Origin of the sequence: Halorubrum ezzemoulense (assembly GCF_004126515.1) — an archaeon.
GTDB lineage: Archaea > Halobacteriota > Halobacteria > Halobacteriales > Haloferacaceae > Halorubrum > Halorubrum ezzemoulense.
Window position 1 is genome coordinate 2,421,852 of the sequence record NZ_CP034940.1, and the last position, 26,358, is coordinate 2,448,209.

The following is a 26,358-nucleotide window of genomic DNA, read 5'->3' on the forward strand; positions in this document are numbered from 1 at the left end:
GTCGTTTAAACGGGCCCTCGGCGTAGCTGCGGGTAATGAGCGAGTCGCGGGAGTTCTGTCCGCGCTGCGGCGACCCGGTCCCCGAGCGGCGCGACCCCCTTCCGGGCGAGCCGCGCGGGCGAGACGCGCTGCTCTGCGACGACTGCTACTTCGAGGACTTCGACCTGGTCGACGCCCCCGACCGGATCGAGGTGTTGGTGTGTTCCGGCTGCGGCGCCGTCAGGCGCGGCGAGTCGTGGCGCGACGTCGGCGCGCGCGACTACACCGACGTCGCCGTCGACGAGGTCGCGGAGGCGCTCGGCGTCCACGTCGACGCCGAGGAGGTCGAGTGGGGCGTCGAGCCCGAGCAGGTCGACGAGAACACGGTCCGGATGCACTGCCGCTTCTCGGGCGTCGTCCGCGGGACCCTCCGCTCCGCGGAGGTGATGGTCCCCGTGAAGATATCACGGGGGACCTGCGACCGCTGCGGGCGCATCGCCGGCGGCTACTACGCCGGGATCGTTCAGGTCCGCGCGGACGAGCGCGACCTCACCCCGGCGGAGCGCGCCGAGGCGCTCGACATCGCGGAGTCGTACGTCGCCGACCAGGAGGCCGACGGCGACCGCGAGGCGTTCATCACCGAGGTGAACGAGACCGACGACGGGCCGGACATCAAGCTCTCCTCGAACCGGCTCGCGCAGAACGTGGCGACGCGGATCACCGAGTCGCTCGGCGGGAGCTTCGAGTCGTATCCGACGCTCGTCACCGAGGACGGCGACGGCAACGAGGTGTACCGCGTCACGTTCGCGGTGCGGCTCCCGAAGTACGCGGAGGGCGAGATCGTCGACCCCGAGGACGGCGACGGGCCGGTCCTCGTCACGGGCGTCTCGGGCCGTCTCCAGGGGATCCGGCTCGCGAGCGGCGCGGAGTACACGTCCGCGTTCGCGGACGCGGAGGCCCCCGACGCGACCCGGCTCGGGACCCGCGCGGACGCGACGGAGACCACCGTGGTGACCGTCGAAGACGAGAACGCGATCCAGGTGCTCGACCCCGTCACCTACGAGGCGAAGACCGTCCCGAACCCGGCGTTCGTCGACGGCGACGCCGACGTGGTCCTCGCGTTCGAACACGGCGGTGAGGTCCACCTCGTGCCCGACGACGAGGCGGAACGGACCGCGGAGTCGGCTCGGAGCGGCAACTGAGGGATCGCTGCGAGCCGGACCGAACGCGCTACGAGGACGGCTGGAGGGCCGTAGAACTGATCGTTCGTGAGACGGCGTCGCGAAAACCGTCGACGCGTCGGCATCCCCGACCGCGGGGGACACCGCTCAGTCGGCGCGGGCGGGCTGCTCGCGGCCGAGCGCGGCGGCGCGCTCGGACTCCGTTACCTCGATGCCGCGGCGTTCGAGTTGCTCGATGAATTCGGCCTCGCTGAGCCCTGCCTGTGCGGCCGCCTGCGACAGCGTCAGGGTTCGCGCACCGTACAGCGTCAGCGCACTCGACAGCCCGTTCGTGGCCATACATCCAGTAGTCGCGTGAGGGATTATGAAGGTTACTACTTCATTCAGGCCCCTGATACACCTTATACGATATATATTGGCGAACGATCGGCTCGGAGGTGGTAATATGACGCACGCGCCGTCGTCGCTCGCCCGCAGGAGTTATACGCCTCTGCGGTCGAACGCCGATATGGACAGACAACAGCTCATGGCGTTGTTCTTCGCGTTTCTCATGGTGAGCTCCATGGTCGCGTACGGCGTCTCGCTGCTGTGACGGCCGCGTCTGGATAGCGCCTCGTCAGCCGTCGCCCCACACGTCCGACAGCGGGTGGTTCTGCCGTCGCTCCGCGTCCCGCTCGGAGCGGGTCCGGACCGACTCATCGTCGGTCGTTCCGCTGTCGGCGGTCGCGTCCCCGTCGCCGACCGAGGAATCGCCGTCGGCAGGCGACGAGCGATCCGAACCCCTCGACCCACCCGAGCGGCGGCGCCGCCGCCGTCCGCTCCGCGCACCGTTCGCTGCCGACGCGTCGATACCCGCCAGCGCCGCGTCGGGGTCGAACGCCGGGAGCGACGGGGTCGTCATCGCGTCGACCTGATCGCGGAACCACGAGGGCGTGTCGGCCGCGGCGCGGTCGAAGAGGTCGAGCAGCGAGTCGTCGGCGAGGTACGTCGCGCCGTAGTCGTCCGGGGCGCGGACGACTCGCCCGCACGCTTGGATGACCGTGCGCAGCGCCGTCCGGTGGTACCACGCCCACTGCCCGTCCGCCAGCCGGCGGGCGACCCGCGAGTCGTTCGTGTTCCGGTACGGCGCCTTACACACCACCTGCCAGCGACAGAGGTCGCCCTTCAGGTCCAGCGCCTCCTCCATCTTCACCGAGACGAACACCTCCGGGTCCGCGCTCGCCTTCCACGCCTCCAGTTCGGCGTCGCGGTTCTGCCTGTCGTGCCGCCTGACCCGCGCGGCGACGCCGAACTCGCCGAGCCGCTCGGTGATCCGCTCGGCGATGTCGTACGAGTGCGCGTGGATCAGCCCCTTCTCGTCGGGGTGTTCCGCCATCAGCCGGACGATGAGCCGGGCGATCTTCGGCACCGTCTCGTCGCGGTTCTCGTACGTCATCGACCCCTGCGTCACGTCGTACAGCGGGCGGTTCGCGAGCGGGAACGTGTGCTCGACGTCAACGAGGGCGACGTCGGCGGGGTCGAGCCCGACGCCGCGGCAGAACGCCTCCTTCGAGAGGATGGTCGCCGACAGCAGCGCGAACCGGTTCCCCCGGTCCCAGACGGTGTGCCGGAGGTACCGGGCGGGGTCGAGCGGTTTGATATCGAGGGCCGACCCCTCGCCGCCCGGCTGGTCGACGACCCACGAGGTCGGGGACTCGATGTCGCGATAGTCCTCGAGGAACCAGCCCAGTTCGCTTATGAGCTCCTGGAGCCGGTCGCGCCGGGCGACCTCCTCGCGGTCGAGCTCGGGGCGGCCGACCAGCTCGTCTTTCGCCCGGATCGCCACGTCGCGGAGCGTCTCGACGAACCGCGCGGTCCGGTCGACCGCGTCCTCCTCGGGGCCGGCGTCGGCCGCGACGTCCGGGACGCCGACGTCGTCCCACACCGGGACGCGGTCGGGCGATATCTCGATCGTCGCGTACATCTCGGCCCACTCGGCGAGCCCGTGCGCCTCGTCTATCACGACGGCGTCGCGCTTCCGGAACACCTCGGAGCCGGCGGTGCGCATAAAGTACGCTAACGTCTGTGCCGCGAAGCGGTTGCCGGACGCGATGGCCCGGTCAGAGAAGTACGGGCAGCGGTGCCGGATCGAGCAGTCGAACCCCTGCTGGCGCGCGCAGGGCGCGCGGTTCACGGGCGTGTCGTGCTCGCCGGGGAGCACGCAGTCGTAGTTCGACTTCCCGCGTATCACCGCGAGGTCGTCGAGGAGGTCGTCGGCCTCCACGTCGTCGATCTGCGACACCTGCGGGGTGGTGTAGTACGCGCCGGTCGCCTCGCTGGGGGCCGCCTCGCCCGCGGTCTCGGCCGCGCCCATGATCGCCCGGGCGAGCAGCGACTTGCCGCTGCCCGTCGGCGCGCGCACCAGCACGACGCGGTTACCGGCGGCGAACGCGTCGCGGATGTCGGCGAGGGCCTGCTCCTGCGCGCCGCGGAAGCTCGGGGCGGGGAACTCGGCGGGGATCCGGCTCGGGTCCACACGACGCCCTCGCGCGCTGTCGGAATTAAACCCTCGCTTGGGCGGCGACCACGGCCGCGGGACGCCGACGAGCGACGCCGGCCGCCCCCCCGACGACGGGGCGCCAGTCGCGCCCGACCCCACCACCTATTTCCCCGTCGCCCGCGGTGAGGGAAGCGATGAGCGACGACGGGATCCTCGGGTCGCTGTCCGCAGTCGGCCTGTTGAGCCTCTGTTGTATCGGGTTCGGCGGGGTGGCCGGCGGGGCGGCGCTGGTCGGCGGCTCCGCGTCGGTGAGCGCGTTCGCGACGGGCGCGAACAGCGCCCGCGGCGCGCTGATCTCCGGGGTCGTCACGTTCGGGACGGTCCTCGTCGCCGCCGCGGTGATCCGGTGGCGGCTGAACCGGTGAGCGCGGCCGAGCCGTCCGAGGCTACTCCCGGCCGTGCCGCTCGATGTTCTCCCAGACGACGGCCATCAGCTCGCCGGTCTTCGCCACGAGGTCCTCGACCGCGCCCTCGTCGGCCCCGACCGCCGACGCGCAGCCGAGGTCGCGGATCGCCTTGGTGGCGGACACGTGGTGGACGTGGACGCGGTCGTCGCCGGCGCGTTCGTACACGACCGTGGTACAGGGGAGCATACCGGCGAGCGTCGGGTCGATCCGCAGCGCGTCGGACGCGATCTCGGGGTGACAGACGACGATCAGCGCGGTCCGCTCGGCGTCGTCGTGGCCGAGCATCCCCTCGATCATCTCGTCGAGCCGCGTGACGCGCACGGTCTCGAAGTCGGCGAGTTCGTGTTCGAGCTGGACGAACGGCACCGCGTCCTCGAAGGGGAGGTCGACGGTCGTGTGGAGCGCCTCGTCGGCGGTGGGGGCGGGGCGTGCGGCGTCGCTCATACGCCGTGGCTCGCGCGCCGCCAGCTAAAACCCGGACGCCGTCTCAACACCTGCCGCTACCTCGAACGGTGGCCGATCGGTCCGGCGGAGGCGGAGCGATGCGTCGACCGACGGAGGCGGAGCGATGCGTCGACCGACGGAGGCGGAGCGATGCGTCGACCGACGGAGGCGGAGCGATGCGTCGACCGACGGAGGCGGAGCGATGCGTCGACCGACGGAGGCGGAGCGATGCGTCGACCGACGGAGGCGGAGCGGTGCGTCGACCGACGGCGGGCGGTCGAGTACGGCCGGTACTGATCGGGTTCGGTCGCATCGAGAGAGAAATGCTCCGGCTGGGATTTGAACCCAGGTCATCACCGTGAGAGGGTGATATGATTGGCCGGACTACACCACCAGAGCACGTCCTTCGTCGCAATTGACGGTAGGAAAGACGATTGTAAAACAGTTCCGTTTCGACGCCGCCGTGCCCCGGTTTGTCGTGCCGAGCGGACCGACGGCGGCCGGTTCAGACGTCGACGGCGAACGGATTCGTCGCCCCCTCGCGGTCGCCCGCGGCCGCGGCGAGCGCCGCGAGGAGGTCGGCGACGCCGTCGAGGTCGGCGGTGTCGATCACCTCTACCGGCGTGTGTATGTAGCGGTTCGGGATCGAGACGTTGAGCGCGGGGGTCCCGCCGCGCACCGTGTAGAACGCGTCAGCGTCGGTCCCGGTCCGGGTGCCGGCCGCCTGGATCTGGACGTCGACGCCGGCGTCGGCGGCCGCGTCGCGCGCGAGGTCGACGAGGACCGGGTGGTTCGCGCTCCCGCGGCCGATCACCGGGCCGGCGCCGAGTTCGACCGGCCCGCGTCGCTCGCGGTCGACGTCCGGGTTGTCGGTCGCGTGGGTGACGTCGACCGCGACGAACGCGTCGACGTCGTCGAGGTCAACGCCGACCATTCGCGCACCTTGGAGCCCGACCTCCTCCTGAACGGTGGAGACCGCGTACACCGTCGCGTCGACGTCCGCCTCGGCGGCGCGCCGGAGCCCCTCCGCGGCCGCCCACGCGCCGGCCCGGTTGTCGACCCCCCGGGCGGCGATCCGGTCGCCGACGAGGTCGCGGAGCCCGGTCGAGAACGTGACCGGGTCGCCCACCTCGACGTGGTCGCGTGCCGCGTCGGCGTCGGCGGCGCCGATGTCGACGAACTGCCCAGCGATATCCTCGTACTCCTCGTCGCCGTCACGGAGGTGGATCGCGGTCTGGCCGATCACGCCCTGAACGGGTTCGTCGGCGTGGACCGTGACGTGCTGGCCCTTCGAGACCGTGCGGTCGGCGCCGCCGATCCGCCCGATCCGGAGGAAGCCGTCGTCGAGCACGTCCCGGACGATGAACCCGATCTCGTCGGCGTGGCCGGTGACGGCGACCGTCGGCGCGTCCGGGTCGCCCTCGTGGACCGCGACGGCGTTGCCGTACGAGTCGGTGTCGACCCGGTCCGCAAACGCGCGGACGTAGTCGGTCCAGACGCGCTGGGCGGCCGTCTCGAAGCCCGAGGGGCTCGGCGTCGCGAGGAGGTCGTCGAGGAACGCGCGGCGCGTGTCGTCCATGCTCGGTGGCTGTGGGGCGGCCGGGAAGAAAACGTCGGTGTCGGCGTTCGGCGCCGGGACCGCCGGCGAGTCCGCCGGGGCGCGGATCGGTCGACACAAGCGCTTTGAGTCGCCCGCACGTCCGGTCCGTATGGACATCCTCCGAAGCGTCCGGGCCGTCGCCGAGGCCGAGGGACCGGGCGTCGTCGACTGGGATCGGGCCGCGTCGGCCGCGAAGGAGGCCACGGACCCCGGATCGATCGCGATCTCCGACGCGGAGCGCGCGGGGTACGCCGCCGACGTTCGCGACGCCCGCTCGCGGCTCACCGAGGTCGCCGGGATCGAGTTCGACGTGCCCGACACCGTCGAGGTACAGAACCGCCACCACTGGATCGACGCGAGCGTCGGCACGTTCCGGCGCGTGATGGACCCGATCGAGGCGGCCGCGGCGGACCCCGGCGGACCCGACGGGACGTTCGACGCGACACCCGCGAAGCGCGGCCCCGCGTTCGCGCAGGACGTCAGCCGAGTCGCCAACACGGGGTCGATGGCGTTCGCCTTGGGCTTCCTCTCGCGGAACGTCCTCGGCCAGTACGACCCCCTCCTCCTCGCCGACGAGCCGGACGCCGACCACGGCCTCTACTTCGTTCACCCGAACATCGTCGCGGTCGCGAGCGCGCTCGACGTGGACTACCCCCGCTTCCGGCGGTGGATCGCGTTCCACGAGGTGACCCACGCCGCCGAGTTCGGCGCGGCCCCGTGGCTCCCGGAGTACCTCGAGTCGCGCGTCGAGCGCGGCGTCGAGGGGATGGTCGGCGGCGAAGGGGGCGTGAGTCGCGGGCTCGACCCCGACGCGTTCGCGGAGCTCCAGGCCGCGATGACGGCGGTCGAGGGGTACGCCGAGGTCCTGATGGACCGCGCGTTCGACGGCGAGTACGCGGACCTCCGGGCGAAGCTGGACGAGCGTCGAGGCGGGGGCGGCCCGGTGCGGCGGCTCGCCCAGCGCCTGCTGGGACTGGGCCTCAAGCGGCGGCAGTACGAGCGCGGGGCCGCGTTCTTCCGGCACGTCGCCGACGAGCGCGGCATCGAGGCCGCGGGCGCGGTGTGGGAGCGCGCCGAGAACCTCCCGACCGGTGACGAGCTGGACGACCCGGACGCGTGGATCGTCCGCGTCGACCCCTGAGCGGGAGTTGCCGCGTCGGGCCGGCCGGCGTCACTCCAGTTCGTACTCGCGTGCTCTGTTCTCGCCGGACCGGTCGGATAACCCGGCGGACGTTCGCTCGAACCGCTCGTCGAGGTCTTCGGTCGCGAGCAGCCGGTCGAGCCGCCGCTCGAACTCCGCCTCGTCGATCTCGCCGTTCGCGTAGCGTTCCCGCAGCGCCGCCACCGGTCGTTCGGCGGAAGGAGACGCCGATCCTGCGTCGGCATCGTCCGCGGCGACGAGCGGGAAGTCCTCACCGAGCACCACCACCAGCGGGATCAGGATGAAGAAGCCGGTGATGAAAATCGCCGGTCCGAGCGGCGCCACCGGGCTCGGGAGGAGGACGGCGGACAGCGACGTGAGCCCGAACGAGAGGATCGCGATGAGACCGATCAGCCGCTTCTTCTCGAACGTGGGGAGGGCCATGCGCGACTGCTGTCGCCGAGGCGACAAAAACGTACTGCCGGAGTCGGTCGATTCCCTGCGGGCGACCGACGGCTATTCCTCGCGGGCGCACCCACGTGGATCCGTGCTCAGGTACGTGACGACGAACCCGGGGAAGGTCCGCGAGGCGGAGCGGTACCTCCCGGACGGCTCGGTGGAGCGACTCGACTTCGACTACACGGAGGTCCAGGCCGACGACCTCGGCCCGATCGCGGCCCAGGGGGCCCGGGAGGCGTACCGCCACGCCGACGCCCCGGTCCTCGTCGACGACGCGGGGCTGTTCGTCGAGGGGCTCGACGGGTTCCCGGGCCCGTACTCCTCGTACGTTGAGGAGACGCTCGGGATCGAGCGCGTCCACGAGGTCGCGAGCGAACTCGACGACCGCCGCGCCGCCTTCCGGTGTACGCTCGGCTACTGCGACGGCGAGGGGTTCGCCGCGAGCCCCGACCCCGTCGACCAAGGCGACCGCGACGCGGCCGCGGCGGCGGGACCGGACGCGGCGGGCGAGGGCGGGAGCGACGGCGAGGGCGGCGCGGCCGGAGCCGGCGCGGAGCCGCTCCCGGTCAAGCTGTTCGAGGGGTACGTCCCGGGCCGGATCGTCGCGCCGCGGGGCGACGGCGGCTTCGGCTACGACCCGATCTTCGAACACGACGGCGAGACGTTCGCGGAGATGGACACCGACCGGAAGAACGCGGTGTCGCACCGCGGGCGAGCCTTAGAGAAGTTCGCGGAGTGGTACGCGGACCGCTGAGGCTCGGTTTCTCTCCCCGGCGGCTCAGGCCGTGTCCGCGATCGCGTCGGTGAGGAGGTCGCAGCCGAGGTCGATCTCGCGTTCGGTGACGTCGAGCGGCGGGAGGATCCGGAGGACCTTGTGGCCGCACGCGAGCGTGAGGAGCCCGCGCTCGAACGCGTTCTCCACGACCGCGTCCCGGCGCTCCTTCGTGTCGAACTCGACAGCGAGCAGCAGTCCCTTCCCGCGGACGTCCGCGACGGGGTCGAGGTCGGCGTCGCGCAGCGTCTCCTTGAACTGCCGACCGCGGACGACGGCGTTGTCCATGAGGTCCGCCTCCTCGATGGCGTCGAGCGTGAGCGCGCCCTGCGCGGAGGCGATCAGGTCGCCGGCGCCCCACGTCGAGGAGAGGCGGCCGCTCTCCTCGGGGAACACGTCGCTCCGGGAGACGGTCGCGCCCACGCGGAGCCCCTTGGCGCTCGTGATCACGTCGGGGTCGTACGCGTAATGGTCCGAGCCCCACATCTCGCCGGTGCGGCCGACCCCGGACTGGATCTCGTCGGCGATGACCGTGATGTCGTGCTCGTCGGCGAGCGCCGCGATCTCGTCGGTGAACGCGTCCGAGGGGAAGCGGTAGCCGCCCTCGCCCTGGATCGGTTCGAGGATGAGGTAGGCCACGTCGTCCGGGTGGACGTTCCCGCGCTCCGGGTCGAGCTTCCGGCGGAGCCGGGAGACGCCGTCGGCGAAGAAGCCGCACGAGCAGGTCTCTGGCGAGCAGGTCCGGTCGTCGCAGTACGGCACGTCCATCACGCCGCTGACCTCGGGGAAGTCGCGGCGGTACACGGACTTCGAGCGGTTGAGCGAGAGCGCGCCGAGCGTCCGCCCGTGGAACGCCCCGTCGAAGGTGATGGCGTACTTCGCGCCGTCCGAGGCGTCGTACGCGATCTTGATGGCGTTCTCGACCGCCTCGGCGCCGGAGTTCGAGAGGAAGACGGTGTCCATGTCGTAGTGGCTCGTCAGGTCCGTCAGGCGGTCCATGAGCCCGGAAGCCCCGGGGATCCCGTCGCCGGGTGAGGGGCCGCCCGCCGCGTAGAAGTCCTGCCCGGCGATCTTCAGCGGGTCGACAAGGTCGAACTCCGCGAGCCGGTCCATGATCAGCGGGTTGTTGTACCCGAGCGGCGCGGCGGCGACGTGGCTGGTGAAGTCCATGAGGACGTTGCCGTCGACGTCGGTACAGAACGGGCCCTCGGCGGGGGCGGTGCGGTCCCAGACGAACTCGTAGACGTAGGTGCTCGGCGCGGCCGACTCGTGGTGGTAATCGACCCACTCGCGAGCGCGCTCGCCCGGCAGGTCGGCGACGGCAGGCGTGGCGGTGTCGCGATCCATGCCTCCCGGTGGCACGCGGACGGAATAAATTCGTGGCGAACGCGCGAACGTTGGAGAAATCTCTAACTCTTGTTCGCCAGACGGCGCCTGAGACGGCGACCGGATCCGTCGGCGCAGTTGTACGGAGCGCCGCTCGGTGGGACGGGCCGTCGACCGTTGTGTGAGACTCAACACCAAGATGCGTTAGATTTTTATAGAATCGCAACCCTATAATTGGATGAGTTCGAGGTGGTCAGCGATGCCCATGCTCGAGCCAGCAAACACGTGGACACAGGGACTCGACTTCCCGAGCAGACTGTTCGAATCCGGTAGCAACGACTACGAACTGTACGAGGAGGACGGCGAGTTCGTCCTGTCGGTCGAGCTTCCGGGGTTCGACCCGTCGGAGATCACCGCCTCGTGGAACGACGGCGTGCTTAACGTCGCCGGCGAACACGAGGACGAACACCGCGGGACCCGGCGGACGTACCACCGTCGGTTCCGCTTCCCGAAGGCGATCGACGAGGACGGTATCGAGGCCGAATACCGGAACGGCATCCTGACGGTGCGGCTCCCCGTGACCGTCGAGAGCGCCGTCAGCGGCACGGAGATCGAGATCGAGAGCTGACGCCGCCGCGCTCGGCCCGCGACCCTCGGTCTCCGAGCCCCGTAGTCGCGACGGACCGGCATCGCGCCGGGCCCCCTCCCCGCGAGTTCCGTTCCCGCGTTGTTCCGAACGCGCTCCCGTTCGTGCCGGAGCGACCGGTCGTCAAGTCGGTCGCGCCGACCCCGCACGCCTTTTACTGCCGCGCGCGACGGTCGACCCATGAACCGCGACGAGTTCGCCGCCAGCATCGACCACACCGTCCTCGGTCCGGAGACGACCTGGGACGACGTGCGGACCGTTCTCGACGAGGCCGCCGCGCACGGGATGAACGCGTGTATCCCGCCGTGCTACGTCGCCGAAGCGGCCGAGTATGAGGCAGAGCCCGCGGCGATCGCCACCGTGGTGGGGTTCCCGCATGGGCAACACGACCCGACGGTCAAGCGCGACGAGGCGGTCACGGCGTGGGAGGCGGGCGCGGACGAGGTCGACCTCGTGATCAACGTCGGCCGGCTGAAGGCCGGCGACGGCGGCGCGGTCGCCGACGAGCTCGCGGACGTCGTCGCGGCCGTGCCCGTCCCGGTGAAGGTGATCATCGAGACCGCCCTCCTCGACGACGCCGAGAAGCGCCGCGCGTGCGAGGCCGCGGTCGCCGCCGACGCCGACATGGTGAAGACGTCGACCGGGTTCGCCGACGGCGGCGCGACCGTCCCCGACGTGGAGCTGATGAGCGAGTACCTTCCCGTGAAGGCCTCCGGCGGCGTGGGCTCCTACGAGGAGGCGACGGCCATGCTCGACGCCGGCGCGGTGCGGATCGGCGCGTCGTCCGGCGTGGCTATCGTCGAGGGACACCCGGAGAGCGGGGAGTAACGCTCGTTCGTCGGTACGCAGTCGAAAGGTCGCCCTCGCGCTCGTTCGTCAATAGCGAGCCCGAAGCAGGGCTAACGTTCGTCCGACGACGGGGGGCGCCCGTCGCCGTCGGCGGCGAGCCCGTCACCGGACGGCGATCCGTCGGCGTCCCCGACGGTCCCGTTCCCGGCGTCGCGTCGCTCGTCGCCTCCGACCGCGTCGTCGCCCTCGGCCCCGTCGACGCCGTCGGACTCCGCGCCCTCGATTTCCTCGGGGTCGACGTCGACATCGAAGGTGGAGACCGACTCGGAGAGCGACTCGGCCTGTCCCCGGAGCCGGTCGGCGTTCTCCGCGATGGTGGCGACGGTCGCGGTCTGCTCCTCTGCGGCGGCGGACACCTGCTCGGAGCCGGCGGCGACCTCCCCGCTCACCTCGGCGACGTCCTCGACGCCCTCGACCGCGCGCTGCGTCGACCGCGCCTGGTCCTCGGCCGCCTCGCTGATCTCCTGAACGCCGTGGTTCGTCTCCTCGACGGCGTCGACGACCGCTTCGAGCGACGACGAGGCCTCGCGGACGGTGTCCGCCCCCTCGTCGATCCGCTCGTTTGTCTCGCGGATGTCATCGACCGTCGCGTCGGTCTCCTCGCGGACGGTCGCGATCTGCGACTCGATCTCGGCGGCGGCCTCCTGCGTCTCCTCCGCGAGCTCTTTCACCTCGTCGGCGACGACCGCGAAGCCCTCGCCGGCCTCGCCGGCGCGGGCGGCCTCGATCGAGGCGTTCAGCGCGAGGATGTTCGTCTGCTCGGCCACGTCGGTGATGAACTCCACCACCTCGTCGATCTCGTCCATGCGCTCGTCGAGCGCCTCCATCTGCTCGACCGCGGCCGCGGAGCGCGCCTCGATCGCGTCCATCTCGTCGAGCGCCTCCGAGGCGGCCTCGCGGCCGGACTCGCCGCGCTCCGCGGCGGCCTCGGCGGTCTCCGCGACGGACGCGGCGGACGAGGCGACCTCCTCGATGCTCGCGGAGAGGTCGCTCATCTCGTCGCTCACCTCGTCGAGGCGCTCGTCCTGACTGATCGCGCCGTCGGCGATCTCCTGGATCTGCTCGCTGACGGTCCCGCTCGCGGTCTCGACCTCGTCGGCGCCGGCCGCGAGCTCCGCGCTCGCGCCGTCGACCTCGCCGGCGAAGGCGGCGACCCGCGCGGTAGTCCGCTCCAGCTGGGCCACCATGTCGTTGAACTCCTCGGCGATCTCGCGCATCGCCTCGCGGTCCGCGTCCGGGTCCATCCGGCGCGTGAGGTCACCGTCCGCGACCGCGCCCATCACCTCGCTGTAGTCGGCCGCACGCGCCTCCATGTCGCGGGTGACGGCCTCCGCCTCCTCGCGGGCCGCCTCGGCCTCGTCGGCGGCGGTCTCGGCCTCGGCGATCCGGTCCCGAAGCGAGTCCCGCATCTCCCCGAAGCTCCTGAACAGGCGGCCGATCTCGTCGATCCGTCCGGTCGACAGGTCGACGTCGAGGTCCCCCGACTCGATCCGCTCGGCGCGGTTGCGGAGCCGCGAGAGCGGGAGCACCGTTCGAGTTCCGAGGACGGCGCCCACGACGCCCAGCGACGCGAGCGTGAGGAAGATGAGGAGCAGCACGGAGTTCCCCACGTCGTTGCGGACGGCGAACGCGGTCGACTGGTCGACGCTCGTGACGGCCACCCAGTCGGTGTCGGGAACGGAGGCGTACGCGTGGACCTGACCGTCGCCGATCCGCGTCGCGGTCGTGGCGTTGCCCTCCCGGATCGCCTCGACGCTGTCGGCGTGTTCCGCCTCGTCGACCGTGCCGTCGATGTCGAGGACGGTCTGCCCGGCGGCGTTGAGGATCATCGTCTCCTCCCCGGTGTCGCTGTTCTGGATGCGTTCGAGCTGCGGCTGGATGCGGGTGACCACGACGAGGTACCGGCCGTCGGCCCGCGGCACCGAGCTGGCGAACGCCATCACCGGGCGGTCGTTGAGCACGGGCGACCGGTACGAGCGGTCCGACCGCCAGACCCGGTCGTCCTCGCCGACCCCCTCGGGGACGTCCGCGTCGCTCCACGGCGCGTCGAGGTCGCTCGGCGCGCGCCCCTCTAAGGGGCGTTCGGTGCTGGCGACGACCCGGTCCTGCGCCGCGTCGACGAGGTGGATACTAACGATGTCCTCGGAGAGCAGTTGGTCTTTCAACAGCACGTACGCCGGCGCGCGCCGGTCGGACCGGAGCGCGTCGGCCGCCGACATCGACCGCGTCTCGGTGCTCATCCGCTCGGTCCACGACCCGATCGCGTCGGCCTGGAGGCCGCCGGTCTCGGCGAGCTGCGTCGTCGTGTCCGACTCCACGGTCTGTTCGGTCTGGAGGTAGGTGAACGCGCCCCCGGCGACGACGACCGCCGCGACCACGAGGAACGCCAGCGCGAACTTCGCGGCGTACCGGCGGCGCACCGCGTTCGGGAGGAGCCGCCCGACCGCGCGCACGAGGCGCTCGAACGAGTCGGGTGCCATCAGTTCACCGCCTCCGGGTCCGTGGGGACCGACAGGTCGCCGGCGACGATCCGCTCGCCGGAGTCGACGATCGCGGCGCGCACGTCGTCGGGGATCACCGGCCCGAGCGTCGTACCGTAGACGAGCGCGACGCCGTCCTCGGCGAGCCCGAGCGCCGTCGTGGAGCCGGTGGCGAGGTCGTCGTCGATCGTCTCCTCGACGGCGTCGTACACCGCGGTGCCGACCCGCTTCACCATCGACGCGAGGATCACGTCGGCGTACCGCGGGTTGCTGCGCGACTGGTCGGAGTCGACGCCGATCGCGTACCGGCCGTACTCCTGGGCCGCCTGAAACACGCCGAGTCCGCTCCCGCCGGCCGCGTGGTACACCACGTCGGCCCCCTGTTCGAACATCTCCGCGGCGGCGGCGTACCCGCCCTCGGGGTCGTCGAACGCGCCGAGGTACGTTGACAGCACCGACACGTCCGCGGTCGCGTGGTCGACGCCGGCGCGGTAGCCGGCCTCGAACTTGCGGACGAGCGGCGAGTCGACGCCGCCGACGTAGCCGACGGTCCGCTCGTCGGGGACGGTCGACCCCGCGCCGACGGACACGTCGCGGTCCGTCACCAGCCCGGCGAGGTGGCCGGCCTGGAACGACCCCTCGTGTTCGCGGAACACGTAGCTCGCCACGTTGTCGCGGTCGACGACCGAGTCGACGATTGCGTACCGCTGGTCGGGGTGCTCGCCCGCGACCGTCGAGAGCGCGTCCGCCTGGAGGAAGCCGATACAGCAGATCAGGTCGTAGGCGGGATCGGTCGACGACGAGAGGGCGTCCTGCGCGGTCTCGAACTCCGGGATCGAGGTCGGCTCCTCGTTCGCGAACGCCACGTCGTGATCGAGGCGCGCGCGCTGGATGCCCCGGTTCGCGGCGTCGTTGAACGACCGGTCGTCTAGCCCGCCGAGCGCGTAGATCATCCCGACCGTCGCGCTGGCGTCCGCCGCGTTCCGGATCGCGTCTCCCCCGTCGGCCTCGTCGTCCGCCGGTTCGTCGTTGCCGGTGTCTATCGACGCCGAACCGGGGGCCTCGTCGCCGAGGCACCCGGCCAGCGCGCCCGCCACAGCCCCCCCGAGACCGGCGGCGAGCCGCCGTCGAGAGAGCGTCGTGGGTCCCGTCTGCGTCATGTCGCACCGGTTTCGACCGAGGGCTAAAACGCCTCGGAGCAAATTATCAATGATAATAGTAAACCGCGCTCACAGCCCCGGCGGTCCGGTCACCACCGTTCCCCGAGGCTGAGAATCCAGTCGGACGGATTTATAACCTGAGCGCGTACGAAGGGGTATGAGCCACCAACCGGGATCGCGTGGATTCGACCTCGACGCGGCGTTCAAGGCGTTCGGCGCGGTCGGGATCGCCATCTCCGCCGCGCTCATCGTGGCCGTGCTGGCGCTGACCGACCCGTTCGGCGAGTACGTCACCGCGTCGCCCGCCCTGCTCGGAACGCTGTTGTACGGCGCGCTCGTCGTCGCGGTCGGCTACACGACGTACGCCCTCCGTCGGCGCTGACGGTCGCCGCGCGCTCCCCGCCGGGAGACATAAACCGCTCGCCGGCGGAGCGTGACTCATGACCGACGAGCCGACCGACGCGGCGGTAGAGCGATTTCTCGACCGGGCGACGGCCGCCTTCGACGACTACGACGAGGGGTACGCCGACGCGGACGCGACGCTCGCGATGCTCCGTACCCACGTGGACGAGCTGTCGGCGAGCGTCGAGGATCAGGCGGACGGCGAGGAGTAGGGTGTGAGGCGCCGGGCGCGAAGGGGACGGGGCTACGGGTGGGCGCCGATCAGCTCTCGCACGCGGCCGACGTACTCCGCGAATGCGGCGTCGCCGCGGTCGCGCGGGCGCTCGACGTCGACATCGACGACCTCGCGGACGCGGCCGGGCTCGGCGGCCATCACGACGACCCGGTCGGCGAGCGTCACCGCCTCCGCGACGTCGTGCGTGACGAAGAGGACGGTCTTCCCCGTCGACTCCCACACGTCGAGTAGCTCCCGCTGGAGCATCTCGCGGGTCTGAGCGTCCACCGCGCCGAACGGCTCGTCCATCAGCAGCAGGTCCGGGTCGACCGCGAGCGACCGGGCGATGGCGACGCGCTGTTTCATCCCGCCCGACAGCGACTTCGGGTAGGCGCCGCGGAACTCGGTCAGCCCGACGAGGTCGAGCATCTCGTCGACGCGCGCCTCGCGCTCGGCGGCCGATCGGTCGCTCCGTTCGAGCCCGAACCCGACGTTCTCCTCGACCGTGAGCCACGGGAACAGGTGGTACTCCTGGAAGACGACGCCCATGTCCGTCGTCGGCCCCGTGACCTCGGTGCCGTCGAGGAGGACGCGACCGTCGGTCGCCTCGGTCAGCCCGGCCACGACCCGGAACAGCGTCGTCTTCCCGCAGCCGGACGGGCCGACGAGACAGACGAACTCCCCGTCGGCGACCGAGAAGGACACGTCGTCGAGCGCGCGCACCGAGCCGTCCTCGCCGTCGCCGGGGTACGTCTTCCCGACCCCGTCGAGCGCGACGCTGGCCGCCGCGGTGGGGGGAGTCTCCCCGTCGCGTCCGGCCGCGCCGTCTCCGTTCACGCCCGCCACGCTAACGCCCTCCGTTCGACCGCGCGGAACGCGACGTCGACGAGCAGGTACATCAGGCTCAACACGAGGATGTACGCGATCGCCCGGTCGACGCGCAGGTTGTTGCTGGCGCGGATGATCTCGCGGCCGACCCCGGGGACGCCGAATATCTCCGAGGCGACGACGAGCATCCAACACCGTCCCAGTCCGGTCCGGATCCCGGTCATGATCCCCGGCAGCGACGCCGGCAGGACGATCGACCGGACCGCGTCGAGGTCGCCGCGGACGCCGAGGGTCCGCCCCACGTCGAGGAGGTCCTCGCTCACGCCCTCCACGGCGCCGTACGCCGCGTAGAAGTTGATCCAGAACGCGCCGACCGCGATGATGAACGCCGCGCCCCAGTCGTTGATCCCGAACCAGGCGATCGCGAAGCCGATCAGCGCGAGCGGCGGGACGGGGCGCAGGGTGCGGACGAGCGGCGCCGTCAGGTCGTCCAGCAGGCCGCTCCAAGCGAACGCGACGCCGGCGGCCACGCCGAGGCCCGTTCCGGCGACGGTACCGGGGATCCAGTGGCGGACGCTCTGATACAGCGCCGTCGTCATGTCTCCCGACGCGAGCTCGCCGGCGAACGCCCCGGCGACCGCGACCGGCGAGGGGAGCACGAACGGATCCTGGGTGAGCGAGACGGCGTGCCAGACGAGGAGGAACCCGACGACCCCCGCGGCGCCCCGGAGGAGCCGCCGCCCGTCTCCGAGCCCGACGCCGGCGAACGCGCCGTCCTCGTCGACGCGCGATGCGGTTTCGGTCGCCATCAGAGCGAGTCGTACACCCCGAGGTCGAATATCTGGTCGTTCGACAGCTGTTCGTCGGTCTGGCCGTTATCGGCCGCGAACTCGGCGAACACCTGCGTCGCGTCCGTGATCTCGGCGGGGTCGGTGATGAAGTTCGACAGCGGCGAGTCGAGCGCCTTCCGCGCGCGGTCGACTGGCATCCCGATTCCCTCCTCGACGTGGCCCGCGGTCGCGTCGGGGTTCTCCTCGATGAAGTCGGTCGCGCGGACGTGCTGTTCGAGGAACTGCGCCGCGATCGGGGAGTCCCGGACCTCGTCGCTCATCAGGGTGACCGCGGCGGGCTGGCCGGGGAGGACCTCGGCGGCGGTCCGCAGCATCTCCACCGACGACCCCTCCGCCTGCGCGATGGTCGGCACCGGCTCCATGATCGAGGTGCCGTCGATCTCGTCGTTGGCAATCGCCTGCCAGACGGAGCTCGCCCCGCTGATCTCGATGATCTCCACGCTGTCGTTCGCTGCGAGGTCGACGCCGACATCGCGGAGCCAGAAGCGCAACAGCACGTCGGGGACGCTCCCCTGCGGGAACGTGCCGAAGGTGAACGGTTCGCCCTGCTCCTCCTCCCACGCCGCGAACGCGTCGGCGCCCTGCTGTTCGAACGTCTCGTGGAACGAGGACTCGGCCATGATCCCCATCGGCTCCCGGATGTTCGCGGCGGTCACCCGCGCGGCGATACCGCGGTCGATCGCGATCATCGCGGGCACGATTCCGAACATCGCGATGTCGATGTCGCTGCCGCCGAGCGCCTGAACGATGTCGGGGCCGTTGCCGAACTCCTGGCCGGTGACCTCGGCGTCGACCTCGGAGAAGTATCCCTCGCCCTCCATCACGTACCACTGGAGGTCGGGGTAGATCGGCATGTGCGCGACCGTGATCTCGTCGAGCCCGCCGCTCCCGCCGCCGAGGCAGCCGGCGAGGCCGACCGTCGCAGTTCCGCCCGCGGCCGCGAGGAACGACCGCCGCGACGCTGTCCGCGTTGAGTCGTACATACCTACGGAAGCGGCCCCGCGGGCAACACTCTCGCGTCACCAGCAACGGAAGCGCGTTCCGGTGACGGCGGAAGACGACGGAAGTGGCGTTTCGAGGGTTCAAAGCCCCGTATACCGGAGATACTGCGAAAACACTCGTCACCGAACGACGCAAATATTGCTGGCGCGTGCCGCCGAGCGCTCCGGTTCCCGGTGGTCGCTCGCGGCGGCGCTCACGCCCCCTCGGCCGGCTCCTCGTCGAACAGCCCCAAGTCCTCGGCGACGAGGTCGGCGAGCCGGTCTTTGATCGCCGGATCGACCTCCGCGACGGCCTCGCCGCCGTGTTTCTGGTCGTTGTGTTTATCGAGCGCGTCCGCGAGGTCGTCGAGGGGCACGCGGGTCTCCGTCTCGCACTCGTCGCACACGATCGGGACGGACGGCTCGTTGGTGGACATTACGCCGACAATCGCCCGTGGCGGATATATGCCTTCGGGCGGCGGGTCGAGACGGGCCCCCGGAGCCGGCGCCGCGAACCGCCACCGTCTACTGGGGGCGCCGCGCACTGCCCGTCATGGACGTTCTCGTGACGGGGGCCGCGGGCGGGATCGGCGGCGGCGTCGCGCGCTCGCTCGCCGCCGCCGGCCACGACGTGCTCGGCGTCGACCGCGACGCGGACGGGCTCGCCGACCTGCCCGAGGCGGTCGAGACCGCCGTCGTCGACCTCCGCGACGAGGCCGCCGTCCGCGACCTGCTCGCCGACCGTCCCCTGGACACCGTCGTCTCCTGCGTCGGCGGCTACGAGATCGCGGCAGTCGAGGACGCCTCGGCCGAGGCGTTCCGGCGACAGCTAGAGACGAACCTGACCGCGGTCCACGTGACCGTCTCCGCGGCGCTCCCGACGCTCCGCGAGCGCGGCGGACGGGTCGTGGTCGTCGGGTCGATGGTCGGGTCGGTCGCGCTGCCGTACCACGGCGCGTACAGCGCCGCGAAGGCGGGGCTCGACGGCTACGTCGACGCGCTCCGCCGGGAGGTCGCGCCCCGCGGGGTCGACGTGGCGCTCGTCGAGCCCGGTCCCGTCCGGACCGGCTTCAACGAGCGGGCGGCCGCCGCGGTCGAGGCCGCCGACGGCGACGGGCCGTACGCCGCCGCCTACCGCGCGTTCGAGGGGTACTCCCCGGCGGCCACGGACGTCGAGACCGTCGTCGAGCGCGTGGTGACGGCGACGACCGCCGACCGACCGCGAACGCGGTATCGGGTGAGCCGCCGAGCGCGGTGGCTACCGCGGCTCAGTCGCGTCCTCCCCGGCCGGCTGTACGACCGGCTCGTCCGCGCCGGGCTCCCCGGCGGACTCCTGTGGCGGCTGCTTCACCGGTGAGTCGCGGGGCGTCGCCGCTCACCGCCGACCAGGGAATCAGTCGTCGGCCGCGCCGGACGCCCCCTCCGACTCCTCCGCGTCGTCCGCGGTCTCGGCCTCGCCGGGGGCGCCCCCGGACTCCGACGGCGCGTCCGCATCGTCCGCCCGCGCGTAGAACTCGTCTGGGGAGGCGTCGATCCGCTCGAACTCGCCGAAGTCGCGCTCGTGGTGGCGGATCATCTGTTCGACGATCCACGCGCTGTACCGCTCCGAGAACGCCCAGTCGGCGTCCGCGTCGTCGACCTCGAACCGGCCGTCTGTGGCGAGCGCGGCGTACAGGTGGTAGAAGCCGAGGACCACGTCGCCGAAGTCCCGCGCCTCGCCGCCGATCTCGCGGCGCTTCTCGGCGAGTTCCTCGCGGCCCGCGTCGGTGAGCGCGAAGTACTTGCGGTCGGGCTCGTCCGCGCGCTCGACGCGCTCGGCGACGCCCTCCTCCTCGAACTTGTAGAGGATCGGGTAGACGGAGCCGTAGGAGGGCTCCCAGTGGCCGCCGCTGATCTCGGTTATCTCGCCGAGCAGCTCGTACCCGTATCGCGGGCGTTCGTCGAGCAGCTCCAAGACGAGGTACGAGATCAGTCCTTTCGGCGGGCCGCTTTTCCGCATCGTCCCGACTTTTCGGGGTCGCGTCGAAAGGGTTTCGGTCACGGCGACGGCGAGCGGCGCGAGTCGCGACGACCGGAGCGGTTCGCGGGCGTCGATGACCCGAGCGGACGGGGGCGGGTGTGATGCGCTAATAATATGAATCGCGGTGGCGCGTGCCTGCGAGCGGCCCTTGGCCGCGAGGAGCACGCGCGAGGGGGTCGGGCGCGACGAGGGCGACCGGCGGGAGCCCGAAGACGCGCCCGACGAGGCTGGGGAGGTGTGAGGTGCGGTCGCGGGCGGGACTCGAAGGGGCAGTCGGGAGGCGGCCGCAGGCGACGCGAGCACCGCAGGAACGAACGGAGTGAGTGACGAGGAGCGCGGCGAGCGTGCGACCGCCTCCCGACTGGGGCTTCGGGATGTTCGTGCCGATCGACCGGTTATAAGAACTCACGTACTGCCGAGCGGCTGGGGCTTCGAAACCACTGGTGCCGGCTTCGACTCGGGCACGACCGGGGACGAGCCGACGGATTACAGCGCGTCGGGACGACCCGCAAACCCCTAAGTCGCGCGGCCCGAACCCGACGTATGGTCGAGGCTCCACAGACCGCCGAAGGGTGGTTCTCGCTGCACGACTTCCGATCGATCGACTGGGACGCCTGGCGCGAGGCGCCCGAGTCTGAGCGGCAGCGAGCGATCGAGGAGGGCGAGGCCTTCCTGAAACACCGCGAGCTGGTCGCCGACGCCGAGGACGGCGAGTCGGCGCTGTTCTCGGTGCTGGGGCACAAGGCGGACCTCCTCTTCCTCCACTTCCGGCCGTCGCTCGACGACCTCTCCGCGATCGAGCGCCGCTTCGAGGACACCGCGCTCGCGAAGTTCACCGAGCGCGAGACCTCCTACGTCTCCGTCACAGAGGTGTCTGGCTACGTCTCGGACGACTACTTCGAGGAGGGCGCCGACGCCGTCGACGAGGGGCTCAAGCGGTACATCGAGGGCAAGCTGAAGCCCGACATCCCCGACGAGGAGTACGTCAGCTTCTACCCGATGAGCAAGCGCCGCGGCGAGGAACACAACTGGTACGACCTCGACTTCGAGGAGCGCGCCGAGCTGATGGCGGGCCACGGCGAGGTCGGCAAGGAGTACGCGGGCAAGATCAAGCAGGTGATCGCCTCCTCCGTCGGCTTCGACGACCACGAGTGGGGCGTCACGCTGTTCGGCGCGGACCCGACCGACATCAAGGACATCGTCTACGAGATGCGGTTCGACCCGGCCTCCTCCCGCTACGGCGAGTTCGGCGACTTCTACGTCGGCCGGCGGTTCCCGCCGCGCGACCTCGACGCCTTCCTCGGCGGCGAGTCGGTCCCGACCGGGCGCGTCCCCGAGCAGGACAGCGCCGGCCACCCGCACGGCGAGGGCGGTCACGGCGAGGGCGGTCACGGCGACGACGCGCACGGCCACGGTCAGGGCCACGACCATTCGGGTGCGGGCGGCGGCTCCGCGCACGGCGACCATCCCCACGGCGAGGGGGAGGCCGGCGGCGAGGGCGACCACCCCCACGGCGAGGACGAGGGCGACGGCGGGGCCTCGGACGAGGATATCCGCGGCGAGCTCGCCGACCTCGACATCTACGCCGGGAAGCCGCACGGCGAGGACGTGTACGCCACCGTGCTGTACAGCGAGGCCGACGTGGACGAGCTGTTCGACGAGGTCGAGGGGCTCCGCGGCAACTTCGACCACTACGGCACCCACGTCAAGACCGCGGTGTACGAGGGGCGCCACACCGACCGCGCCGCCGTCGTCTCGATCTGGGACACCGCGTCGGCGGCGGAGACCGCGGCGGGGTTCCTCTCGGAGCTGCCCGACATCGTCGCCCGCGCCGGCGAGGAGTCCGGCTTCGGCACGATGGGGATGTTCTACACCGTCAAGCCCGACTACCAGACGGAGTTCGTCGACACCTTCGACGACGTGGGCGACCTGCTCGCCGAGATGGACGGCCACGTCGAGACCGACCTGATGGTGAACACCGAAGACGAGAACGACATGTTCATCGCCAGCCAGTGGAACGCGAAGGAGGACGCGATGGGCTTCTTCCGCTCCGACGAGTTCTCCGAGACCGTCCAGTGGGGCCGCGACGTGCTCGCCGACCGCCCGCGCCACGTCTTCCTGGCGTAGCGGCGCCCGACTGGCGAGGATTTTAGACATAGTCGGCGGCGAACCGTCGGCGTGTCCGCCGACCGCGTGCGCTTCCGCCGACCGCCGGGTTTTAGGTGTCGTTGCGGCGAACGGGTGGTCATGTTCGACACCATCGTGGTCGCGACCGACGGCTCCGACAGCGTTCAACGGGCCGTCTCGGTCGCGGTCGACGTGGCGGCGCGGTTCGACGCCGAGGTCCACGCGGTGTACGTCGTCGACGCCGGCGAGGTGGAGTCGTCGCCCGACACGGTCCGGGAGGACCTCCGCGACGCGCTCGACGATCAGGGGAGCGACGCGCTCGACCGCGTCGCGGACGCGGCCCACGACCGCGACGGCGACCTCGACGTGACCATCGAGGTCCGCGAGGGCCGTCCGGCCTCGGAGATCGACGCGTACGCCCGGTCTGCCGACGCGGACCTCGTCGCGATGGGCACCCGCGGCCGCCACGGCGAGAACCGCTTTCTCATCGGCTCCGTCGCCGAGCGCGTCGTCCGGACCTGCCCGGTCCCGGTGCTGACGGTCCGACAGCTGACCGACGAGGACCCTCGGCGGACGACGATCTGAGCGTCGCGAAGGCGACGCGACCGCCGCTCGCCGCGAGAGCGGCGGAGTTTTCCGGCTGCCGCCCGCCTCGACGGTATGGACGACGACCTCATCGAGACGGGGGATGCCCCCCGGTCGCGGTACACGAAGCTGCCGGGGAAGGGCTTCTTTTACCCGGACTCGCTGGACGACGAACGCGCGGAGCGGCGGGCGAGGGAGGCGATCGAGGGCAGCGAGGCGGTCGTGATCGCCGACGGCGACGCCGACGGTCTCGCCTGCGCCGCGATGATCCGCGAGGCGTACGACGCCGCCCTCGACGTCGGACCCTTCGAGGACGCCGTCGCGGCCCGGCTCGAAGGCGAGAGCGGGAGCGACGAGCCGGACGAGCCCGCGGCGGACGACGAGGGGGAGGGCGACGACGACCCCCTCGGCGACGCCCACGCCGAGTCCCCGGTCGGGCTGGTCTCGGCGGGGCCGTACTCGATCGACACCGCGCTCGAACGCGTCGAAAAGTACGCCGACGACGGGATCGACCTGTTCGTCTGTGACCTCTGCCCCGACGACTACGAGTGGATCGCGGAGCCGTTAACGGAGCTGGCTGACTCGACCGACGCGATCCGGTGGTTCGACCACCACCAGTGGGACGACGAGACCGCCGACGCGGTCCGCGAGGCCGGCGTCGACCTCGTCGTCGGCGAGTCGGACGAGGAGTGTACCGCCGACGTGACGCTCCGGTCGCTCGACTACGCCTTCGACGACCGCTGGGCCGAGCTCGCCGAGGTCACGCGCGACCACGACCTCTGGCTCAAGGAGGACCCTCGCTCCGACGACCTCGCCGACTACTCCTACTGGGCCGGCGCCGAGGAGTACGCGGCCGTCGTCGGCGCGTACGGCGTCGACCTCCCGGAGACGGTGCGGTCGTTCGTCGCGGAGCGCCGGGTCGAGAAGGAGGCGCGCATCGACCTCGCGGTCGACCGCGCGGTCACGCATGAGGTCGGCGACTGGCGCGTCGCGGTCACCTACGGCCGCTGCTCGCAGAACGAGGTCGCGGAGCGCCTCCGCGAGGCGGGGGCCGACGCCGCCGTGATCGTCAAGCCCGCCGGCTCCGCCTCGATCCGGGGGTCGGACGACTTCCGGCACGCCCACGAGGTCGCCGGCCGAGTGAACGGCGGCGGGCACCCGCAGGCGGCGGGCTGTAAGCCCGACATCTACGACGACATGCTGGACTACGCCCACCACTGGAGCACCGAGGGACAGGCGTGTAAGCGCGTCATCCTCGCGGCGTTCGAGGCCGTCGCCGAGGAAGTCGAGGCCGAGGCGAGCGGCGCCGACGAGGCCGCGGCGGCCGAGTAGGACAATGGCCGGCATCTTCGTCGCCGGAGAGACGCTCGTCGACTTCGTGCCCGACTCCGTGGAGACGCTGCGGGAGGTCGACAGCTACGCCCACCGGCCCGGCGGCGCGCCCGCCAACGTCGCGGTCGGGCTCGCGCGGCTCGGCTCGCCGCCGGCGTTCTGGACGCGCCTCGGCGACGACGCGTTCGGCGACTTCCTCGCCGAGACGCTCGCCGCGGCGGAGATTCCGGAGACGCACGTCGAGCGCGTCGAGGGGAAGACGACGCTCGCCGTGGTGTCGCCGCCCGGCGAAGGCGGGCCGCGGTTCTCCTTCTACGGCGACCGCGACGCGACGTTCGGGTTCGACCCGGACGCAGTCCCGACCGAGGCGCTGACGGGCGACGACGGCGCGGCGTCGCCGGGGGGCGCGAGCGCGCCGCCGTGGGTCCACCTCGGCGGCGTGGCGCTGACGCACTTGCGGGGGCGGGCGGCCACCCGCGAGCTCCGCTCGGCGGCGACCGCCGCCGGGTGTCCCGTCTCGTTCGACGTGAACTACCGCTCCGATCTGGTGCCGCCGGAGACGGCGGAGGCGGCGTCGACCGCGGTCCGCGAGACGGTCGCCGAGAGCGGCGTCGTGCTGTGTAGCGACGAGGACGCCGCCGCGGCCGGGCTGTCGACGAGCGAGGGCGGGGAACTGGCCCGCGACCTGCTCGCGCTCGGCCCCCACACCGTCGTCGTCACGCTCGGCCGCGACGGCGCGCTCGCGGTCAGTACCGACGACGCGCCATGGGGGGCCACGACGGTCCGGCACGACGGGTTCCCGGCGGAGGCGGTCGACGCGACCGGCGCCGGCGACGCGTTCACCGCGGGCCTGCTCTCGCGGCTCGCGAGGAGTGCCGAGTCTGAGTCCGGAGCCGACGCGGAGGCGCTCCGCGAGGCGGTCGCGTTCGGCAACGCGACCGCCGCGCTCTCGGTCCGGTCGGTCGGCGGGATGGGGTCGATCCCGTCGCGCGAGGAGGTGGAAGCGCTCCTCGCGGAACGGGAGTGAGAGGGAGAACGGCGGCGTCGAAGGGAAACGGAGGGGGAGCGGCGGAGAGCGCGGCGCTGCCTACGAGGCGGACGGCGACATCTCGATGTTGAGGCTCTTCTGGACGAGCTGGGTGAACGCCATCGAGCAGAGGAAGTACCAGAGGATCCACATTTGGATCGGGCCGACGATCCCCGTGTCCCAGGTGACGGTGCCCGCGAGCGGGACGACGAGCTCCTGGGCGGCGACGGCCGGGTACGCGGCCTCAGACCCGCGGTAGCCGATCACCCAGAACATCCAGAGGAACGCCGGAATGGTGAGGAACATGATCCACACCATCGGGCGGAACTGCTCTTTGAACATGCCGAGCTGGTCGCCCATCGCCTCCATCTGCTCTTCTTGGATCTCGTCGAGCGCCTCGTCATCGTCGCGCTTCTCGGCCTCCTTCCGGCGCTCCTGGATGTCCTTCATCCGCTCCTGGTACGCGCCCATCTTCTCCATGTCCATGAGCCCGGCGCGCAGCAGCGTCGAGTACATCCCCGTGCCGAGCGCGATGACCATGATGACGACGTAGAAGGGGACGACGTTCAGAAGGGGGCCGAGGACGACGTCGATGCCGCCGGCGATCGCGTTCCGGACCGGCGAGACCGCGTAGCCGACGAACGCGCCGAGCGTCGCCAGCCCGGCCAGCTTATCCCACTTCGACCAAGAGGTCGTCTCCGGCGTCTCAACGTCGCCGCCGCCCGAGTCGTCCTCCATCCCGGCCTCGATGTCGTCGCGGTCGGCAAGCGCGAAGCCCTCCTCGCCGTCGACGAGGATCTCCTTCTCGATGAGCCGGCCCCACTGTCCGCTGGTGATCTGGTCGCGGACGTCGACCCAACGCACCTCGCCGCCGCTAGCGTTGTCGAGGACGGTTTCGATGGCGTCCCGCATCTCACCGTCCTCGCGGACCAGCGAGCGGACTCGCCGTTCGACTTTGCTCATTAGCGGCCGGTTAGCGGTCGACGGTTAAGAACCTTGTAGGATCGTC

29 protein-coding genes and 1 tRNA gene are annotated in these 26,358 nt (G+C 71.4%); 15 read left to right on the top strand and 15 right to left on the bottom strand.

Annotated features, from left to right (window positions below; genetic code table 11):
- Window positions 1–35: 35 nt before the first annotated feature.
- Entirely contained in the window at window positions 36–1,181 is a 1,146-nt protein-coding gene (locus tag EO776_RS12255; RefSeq protein WP_094521001.1) for a 60S ribosomal export protein NMD3, read from the top strand.
- Between the two features lie 126 nt (window positions 1,182–1,307).
- On the opposite strand, the gene EO776_RS12260 is transcribed toward EO776_RS12255, so the two are convergent.
- Window positions 1,308–1,499 carry a UPF0175 family protein gene (locus tag EO776_RS12260; RefSeq protein ID WP_017344020.1) on the bottom strand — a complete coding sequence of 64 codons (192 nt, stop codon included), beginning with the start codon at window positions 1,497–1,499 and terminating at the stop codon, window positions 1,308–1,310.
- 106 nt (window positions 1,500–1,605) lie between these two features.
- On the opposite strand from EO776_RS12260, the gene EO776_RS19015 reads away from it, so the two are divergent.
- Window positions 1,606–1,752, top strand: a complete 147-nt coding sequence (locus EO776_RS19015) for a hypothetical protein (RefSeq protein WP_158093826.1) — start codon at window positions 1,606–1,608, stop codon at window positions 1,750–1,752.
- A 24-nt stretch (window positions 1,753–1,776) separates the two neighbouring features.
- Here EO776_RS19015 and EO776_RS12265 read toward each other — a convergent pair whose 3' ends face one another.
- Window positions 1,777–3,675, bottom strand: coding sequence for a helicase C-terminal domain-containing protein (locus tag EO776_RS12265; protein ID WP_094579956.1), 1,899 nt, complete (start codon window positions 3,673–3,675; stop codon window positions 1,777–1,779).
- Between the two features lie 158 nt (window positions 3,676–3,833).
- Between EO776_RS12265 and EO776_RS12270 the strand changes: the two genes are divergently transcribed.
- Complete coding sequence (locus EO776_RS12270; RefSeq protein ID WP_049930499.1) at window positions 3,834–4,064, top strand: hypothetical protein; 231 nt, start codon at window positions 3,834–3,836, stop codon at window positions 4,062–4,064.
- Window positions 4,065–4,085: 21 nt separating this feature from the next.
- On the opposite strand, the gene EO776_RS12275 is transcribed toward EO776_RS12270, so the two are convergent.
- Window positions 4,086–4,550 (bottom strand): DUF302 domain-containing protein, encoded by a 465-nt coding sequence (locus tag EO776_RS12275; protein WP_094521002.1) that lies wholly within the window; start codon window positions 4,548–4,550, stop codon window positions 4,086–4,088.
- Between the two features lie 150 nt (window positions 4,551–4,700).
- Here EO776_RS12275 and EO776_RS19020 point away from each other — a divergent pair, with 150 nt between their 5' ends.
- Window positions 4,701–4,847, top strand: a complete 147-nt coding sequence (locus tag EO776_RS19020; RefSeq protein ID WP_158228721.1) for a hypothetical protein — start codon at window positions 4,701–4,703, stop codon at window positions 4,845–4,847.
- A gap of 27 nt (window positions 4,848–4,874) precedes the next feature.
- Here EO776_RS19020 and EO776_RS12280 read toward each other — a convergent pair.
- Together EO776_RS12280 and EO776_RS12285 are read right to left on the bottom strand one after the other, a co-directional pair.
- A tRNA-Glu gene (locus tag EO776_RS12280) sits at window positions 4,875–4,949 on the bottom strand.
- Between the two features lie 106 nt (window positions 4,950–5,055).
- Window positions 5,056–6,129 carry a M28 family peptidase gene (locus tag EO776_RS12285; RefSeq protein WP_094521003.1) on the bottom strand — a complete coding sequence of 358 codons (1,074 nt, stop codon included), beginning with the start codon at window positions 6,127–6,129 and terminating at the stop codon, window positions 5,056–5,058.
- 130 nt (window positions 6,130–6,259) lie between these two features.
- On the opposite strand from EO776_RS12285, the gene EO776_RS12290 reads away from it, so the two are divergent.
- A complete protein-coding gene (locus EO776_RS12290; RefSeq protein ID WP_049930687.1) occupies window positions 6,260–7,291 on the top strand; it encodes a zinc-dependent metalloprotease in 1,032 nt (343 codons plus the stop codon).
- A gap of 30 nt (window positions 7,292–7,321) precedes the next feature.
- Here EO776_RS12290 and EO776_RS12295 read toward each other — a convergent pair whose 3' ends face one another.
- The gene (locus EO776_RS12295) at window positions 7,322–7,735 is read right to left on the bottom strand and encodes an SHOCT domain-containing protein (protein ID WP_049930493.1); all 414 of its coding nucleotides are present in this window, start codon (window positions 7,733–7,735) and stop codon (window positions 7,322–7,324) included.
- Window positions 7,736–7,838: 103 nt separating this feature from the next.
- On the opposite strand from EO776_RS12295, the gene EO776_RS12300 reads away from it, so the two are divergent.
- Complete coding sequence (locus EO776_RS12300) at window positions 7,839–8,504, top strand: non-canonical purine NTP pyrophosphatase (RefSeq protein ID WP_049930492.1); 666 nt, start codon at window positions 7,839–7,841, stop codon at window positions 8,502–8,504.
- A gap of 24 nt (window positions 8,505–8,528) precedes the next feature.
- Here the strand turns inward: EO776_RS12300 and EO776_RS12305 are convergent, their stop codons facing one another.
- Entirely contained in the window at window positions 8,529–9,869 is a 1,341-nt protein-coding gene (locus EO776_RS12305) for an aminotransferase class III-fold pyridoxal phosphate-dependent enzyme (protein WP_086220137.1), read from the bottom strand.
- Window positions 9,870–10,113: 244 nt separating this feature from the next.
- Here EO776_RS12305 and EO776_RS12310 point away from each other — a divergent pair, with 244 nt between their 5' ends.
- Together EO776_RS12310 and deoC are read left to right on the top strand one after the other, a co-directional pair.
- Complete coding sequence (locus EO776_RS12310) at window positions 10,114–10,476, top strand: Hsp20/alpha crystallin family protein (protein ID WP_049930686.1); 363 nt, start codon at window positions 10,114–10,116, stop codon at window positions 10,474–10,476.
- Window positions 10,477–10,674: 198 nt separating this feature from the next.
- Window positions 10,675–11,322, top strand: a complete 648-nt coding sequence (gene deoC, locus EO776_RS12315; RefSeq protein ID WP_094521004.1) for a deoxyribose-phosphate aldolase — start codon at window positions 10,675–10,677, stop codon at window positions 11,320–11,322.
- Window positions 11,323–11,393: 71 nt separating this feature from the next.
- On the opposite strand, the gene EO776_RS12320 is transcribed toward deoC, so the two are convergent.
- Complete coding sequence (locus EO776_RS12320) at window positions 11,394–13,823, bottom strand: methyl-accepting chemotaxis protein (protein ID WP_094521005.1); 2,430 nt, start codon at window positions 13,821–13,823, stop codon at window positions 11,394–11,396.
- On the bottom strand, window positions 13,823–14,983 hold the full coding sequence (locus tag EO776_RS12325; protein WP_089308285.1) for a BMP family lipoprotein: 1,161 nt from the start codon (window positions 14,981–14,983) through the stop codon (window positions 13,823–13,825). Before EO776_RS12325 ends, EO776_RS12320 begins: the two co-directional genes overlap by 1 nt.
- Window positions 14,984–15,140: 157 nt before the next feature.
- Between EO776_RS12325 and EO776_RS12330 the strand changes: the two genes are divergently transcribed.
- Both EO776_RS12330 and EO776_RS19025 read left to right on the top strand, forming a co-directional pair.
- Complete coding sequence (locus EO776_RS12330; RefSeq protein ID WP_094494510.1) at window positions 15,141–15,365, top strand: hypothetical protein; 225 nt, start codon at window positions 15,141–15,143, stop codon at window positions 15,363–15,365.
- 58 nt (window positions 15,366–15,423) lie between these two features.
- Window positions 15,424–15,597 (top strand): hypothetical protein, encoded by a 174-nt coding sequence (locus EO776_RS19025; protein WP_167373077.1) that lies wholly within the window; start codon window positions 15,424–15,426, stop codon window positions 15,595–15,597.
- 32 nt (window positions 15,598–15,629) lie between these two features.
- Here EO776_RS19025 and EO776_RS12335 read toward each other — a convergent pair whose 3' ends face one another.
- From EO776_RS12335 to EO776_RS12350, 4 genes are all read right to left on the bottom strand, one after another.
- Window positions 15,630–16,445: an ABC transporter ATP-binding protein gene (locus EO776_RS12335; RefSeq protein WP_094521006.1), complete on the bottom strand. Its 816-nt coding sequence runs from the start codon at window positions 16,443–16,445 to the stop codon at window positions 15,630–15,632.
- Window positions 16,433–17,236: an ABC transporter permease gene (locus EO776_RS12340; RefSeq protein ID WP_049930481.1), complete on the bottom strand. Its 804-nt coding sequence runs from the start codon at window positions 17,234–17,236 to the stop codon at window positions 16,433–16,435. Before EO776_RS12340 ends, EO776_RS12335 begins: the two co-directional genes overlap by 13 nt.
- Complete coding sequence (locus EO776_RS12345; protein ID WP_089308288.1) at window positions 17,236–18,261, bottom strand: ABC transporter substrate-binding protein; 1,026 nt, start codon at window positions 18,259–18,261, stop codon at window positions 17,236–17,238. Before EO776_RS12345 ends, EO776_RS12340 begins: the two co-directional genes overlap by 1 nt.
- A 212-nt stretch (window positions 18,262–18,473) precedes the next feature.
- Window positions 18,474–18,695: a hypothetical protein gene (locus tag EO776_RS12350; RefSeq protein WP_089308289.1), complete on the bottom strand. Its 222-nt coding sequence runs from the start codon at window positions 18,693–18,695 to the stop codon at window positions 18,474–18,476.
- Between the two features lie 116 nt (window positions 18,696–18,811).
- Between EO776_RS12350 and EO776_RS12355 the strand changes: the two genes are divergently transcribed.
- Entirely contained in the window at window positions 18,812–19,615 is an 804-nt protein-coding gene (locus EO776_RS12355) for an SDR family NAD(P)-dependent oxidoreductase (RefSeq protein ID WP_176450693.1), read from the top strand.
- A 36-nt stretch (window positions 19,616–19,651) separates the two neighbouring features.
- Here EO776_RS12355 and EO776_RS12360 read toward each other — a convergent pair whose 3' ends face one another.
- On the bottom strand, window positions 19,652–20,257 hold the full coding sequence (locus tag EO776_RS12360) for a PadR family transcriptional regulator (RefSeq protein WP_049930475.1): 606 nt from the start codon (window positions 20,255–20,257) through the stop codon (window positions 19,652–19,654).
- 564 nt (window positions 20,258–20,821) lie between these two features.
- Between EO776_RS12360 and EO776_RS12365 the strand changes: the two genes are divergently transcribed.
- The 4 genes from EO776_RS12365 (at window position 20,822) to EO776_RS12380 (ending at window position 25,349) form a co-directional block, all read left to right on the top strand.
- Window positions 20,822–22,405, top strand: coding sequence for a heme-binding protein (locus EO776_RS12365; protein ID WP_094521007.1), 1,584 nt, complete (start codon window positions 20,822–20,824; stop codon window positions 22,403–22,405).
- A 120-nt stretch (window positions 22,406–22,525) separates the two neighbouring features.
- Window positions 22,526–22,990, top strand: coding sequence for a universal stress protein (locus EO776_RS12370; RefSeq protein ID WP_049930471.1), 465 nt, complete (start codon window positions 22,526–22,528; stop codon window positions 22,988–22,990).
- 75 nt (window positions 22,991–23,065) lie between these two features.
- Window positions 23,066–24,322, top strand: a complete 1,257-nt coding sequence (locus tag EO776_RS12375) for a DHH family phosphoesterase (protein ID WP_086219565.1) — start codon at window positions 23,066–23,068, stop codon at window positions 24,320–24,322.
- A 4-nt stretch (window positions 24,323–24,326) separates the two neighbouring features.
- Complete coding sequence (locus EO776_RS12380) at window positions 24,327–25,349, top strand: carbohydrate kinase family protein (RefSeq protein ID WP_094521008.1); 1,023 nt, start codon at window positions 24,327–24,329, stop codon at window positions 25,347–25,349.
- Window positions 25,350–25,409: 60 nt separating this feature from the next.
- Here the strand turns inward: EO776_RS12380 and EO776_RS12385 are convergent, their stop codons facing one another.
- On the bottom strand, window positions 25,410–26,312 hold the full coding sequence (locus tag EO776_RS12385; protein WP_049930467.1) for a DUF106 domain-containing protein: 903 nt from the start codon (window positions 26,310–26,312) through the stop codon (window positions 25,410–25,412).
- Window positions 26,313–26,358 lie beyond the last annotated feature (46 nt).